Below are 2,760 nucleotides of genomic sequence, written 5' to 3' on the forward strand. Positions count from 1 at the left end.
GGGGCCGCGGCGTGCCGAGGCGCCCGCGCCGACGCGGCTGGCCGGCGGCACGGCGCCGTCCGGCCGTTTCAGCGCCATCGATCCCCTGTCGGATGCCGGTCTTGCCGACGTCTGCGCCGCGCACGCCTTCTGCATTCATGCGGGGCCGGCTGCGGCCCTGGGCTGCGGCTGCGGCGGCGACGTGTTCGCCGCGCTGGTGGCCCGGGGGCTCGAACGGAACGGTTGATCGGGAAGCGAACAGGACATCGGACGCGGCGGCGCGCGCCATCCCGCGTGACGCCGTGCGATGCAAATGGGCGCTCCGGGTCGCCTACCGACAATCCGCGCCCATGCCCGCCCACCCCCATCACCCGCCCTGCCGCACCACCCCCAGGACGAACACCCGCAGCGCGCTGGCCAGCGGCTGGGTGGGGTCCGCGCGGGCGGCGTCCACCTCGCTGACCAGGGCGGCCAGGCTGCGGCCGCGGGCGGCGGCGGCTTCCTCCAGCGCGGTCCAGAATTCCGGCTCCAGCGCGACGGAGGTGCGGTGGCCGGCCAGGCGGAAGGACCGCTTGCGCAGGTGGCCGGTCACCCGCCGCCGTCCAATGTGGTGCCCGGGCGGATCATCTCCTCCGGCCGGACCCAGCGGTCGAAATCCTCGGGCGAGACATGGCCCAGGCGGGCCGCGGCCTCCTTCAGGGTGATGTCCTCGGCCAGCGCCGCCTTGGCGATCTGCACCGCCTTGTCGTAGCCGATCCGCGGGTTCAGCGCGGTCACCAGCATCAGCGACTTCGCCAGGTTGTCGGCGATGCGCGGCAGGTTTGGCTCCAGCCTGTCCACCATGTTGGCGGCGAAGCTGCGCGCGGCGTCGCCCAGCAGCCGGGCGGATTGCAGCACTGCCTGGATGATGACGGGCTTGAAGACGTTCAGCTCCAGATGGCCCTGCGCGCCGGCGACGGTGACGGTCACGTGGTTGCCCATGACCTGGGCGGCCACCATGGTCAGCGCCTCCGACTGGGTCGGGTTGGTCTTGCCGGGCATGATGGAGCTGGAGAGGCCATCGGCCGGGATCAGCAGCTCGGCGATGCCGGCGCGGGGGCCGCTGCCGAGCAGGCGCACGTCGTTGCCGATCTTGTTCAGCGACACGGCCAGCGTGTTCAGCGTGCCGGAAAGCTGCACCAGGGCATCATGCGCGCCCATGCCCTCGAAGGGGTTGGGGTTGGCGGTGAAGGGCAGCTTTGTCAGACCGGCCATCCGGTCAGCGAATGCGTGGGCGAAATCCGGGTGGCGGTTGAGCCCGGTGCCGGCCGCGGTGCCGCCCTGCGGCAGCGGCATCAGCCCCGGCAGGGCGTCGCTCAGCCGGGCGATGCCGAGTTCCACCTGGCGCGCCCAGGCGGCGGCTTCCTGGCCCAGGGTGACGGGCACCGCATCCATCATGTGGGTGCGGCCGACCTTCACGATGGCCTGCCACGCTGCGGCGCGGCGGGCGAGGCTGGCGTGGAGCGCCTCCAGCGCCGGGATCAGTTCCCGCGTCACGGCCTCCGCGGCGGCGACGTGCATCACGGTCGGGAACATGTCGTTGGAGGACTGACCGCGGTTGACGTGGTCGTTCGGGTGGATGGGGCGGCGGGTGTCGGCCGAGCCGAGCGCGCGGTTGGTGAGGTGGGCGATCACCTCGTTGGCGTTCATGTTGGTCTGGGTGCCGGAGCCGGTCTGCCAGACGGGCAGCGGGAATTCGGCGTCGTGGCGGTTGGCGGCGACCTCGGCGGCAGCGGCGGCGATCGCGTCGGCGATGTCGGCGGGAAGCTCGCCAAGTGCCTTGTTGGCCTCGGCGGCCGCCTGTTTCTGCAGGCCGACGGCGCGGATCAGGCCGGCGGGGAAGCGCTCCGTGCCGATGCGGAACAGGCGCCGCGCGCGCTCGGTCTGCGGTCCCCAGAGCCGGTCGGCGGGGATGTCGATGGTGCCGAGGGAGTCGGTTTCCGTGCGGGTCGGTGCGGCGGTCATGGGGGCCTCGCGGCAGGGCGTGCGGAGCGAGCGCCCCGCGACGGCGCGCGACCCTATCACAAGCCCGTGGCGCGGCGGCTGGACCTGCGCGCGTGGTCGGGCCGAGACTGGCCGCGCGAGGAGAGGGACACGCCATGGCCTTCGCGGACCCGCGCGAGGGAGACATCGAGGACGACGCGTCCTCCACCTCGCGCCACAGCCTGCTGGCGCATGCCGGCACCATGCTGCTGGACACCAGCCTGCCGAAGCTGGCGCTGGCGGTGGTGCAGGCGCTGGTGATCCCGGGGCTGGTGCTGGGCGCGGCGCCGGTGGCCGCCGTGTGGTTCCTGCAGCAGGTGTGGTGGCGGCTGCCGACCGAGGCGAATGTCGCCTGGCTGTCGCTGTTCCTGGCCGTGGATGCCTGGCTGGTGTGGCGCTTCGGGCCGCGGCTGTTCCGGCTGGCGGAGCGGAACTTCTGGGCGCTGAACGCGGCCCTGGTGCAGCCGCTGTTCATGGCGGTGCGGGAAGCCGTGCGCCAGGTGATGGAAGCGCGGCTGGCGCGCGGCGCGCCGGATCCCGAGCGGCTCGCGGCCATCCGGCTGCGAGCGGGGCTGCTGGCGGGTGCGCTGATCGCGGTGCTGGCGGCGCTGCTGGCGCTGGCCGTCGGCCCGCTGCCGCGGCTGTTCGACACGGTGCAGGGGCTCGCGGATGTGCCGCGCTTCGCGGGCGACGCGCTGGCGAACGGCGTCTGGGGTGTCGCGGCCTATCTGGCCGTGGCGGCGCCGGCCTGGTCGGTGG

The 2,760-nt window shown here is 73.6% G+C and carries 4 protein-coding genes; 2 read left to right on the forward strand and 2 right to left on the reverse strand.

The window, feature by feature from the left end; translation table 11 throughout:
- A partial coding sequence (locus tag OZN99_RS29065; RefSeq protein WP_270938703.1) for a hypothetical protein occupies positions 1-226 on the forward strand: 226 nt, incomplete at its 5' end.
- Between the two features lie 120 nt (positions 227-346).
- Here OZN99_RS29065 and OZN99_RS29070 read toward each other — a convergent pair.
- Both OZN99_RS29070 and OZN99_RS29075 read right to left on the reverse strand, forming a co-directional pair.
- Complete coding sequence (locus OZN99_RS29070) at positions 347-571, reverse strand: ribbon-helix-helix domain-containing protein (RefSeq protein ID WP_270938704.1); 225 nt, start codon at positions 569-571, stop codon at positions 347-349.
- Positions 568-1,983, reverse strand: a complete 1,416-nt coding sequence (locus tag OZN99_RS29075) for a class II fumarate hydratase (protein WP_270938705.1) — start codon at positions 1,981-1,983, stop codon at positions 568-570. Before OZN99_RS29075 ends, OZN99_RS29070 begins: the two co-directional genes overlap by 4 nt.
- Positions 1,984-2,117: 134 nt before the next feature.
- Here OZN99_RS29075 and OZN99_RS29080 point away from each other — a divergent pair.
- A partial coding sequence (locus tag OZN99_RS29080) for a hypothetical protein (RefSeq protein ID WP_270938706.1) occupies positions 2,118-2,760 on the forward strand: 643 nt, incomplete at its 3' end.

The organism is Falsiroseomonas oryzae, from assembly GCF_027856955.1.
Lineage (GTDB): Bacteria > Pseudomonadota > Alphaproteobacteria > Acetobacterales > Acetobacteraceae > Falsiroseomonas > Falsiroseomonas oryzae.

Excerpts from the sequence above, each read along its gene's own strand:
- OZN99_RS29075 (WP_270938705.1), bottom strand. The coding sequence starts at position 1,983 with ATGACCGCCGCACCGACCCGCACGGAAACCGACTCCCTCGGCACCATC.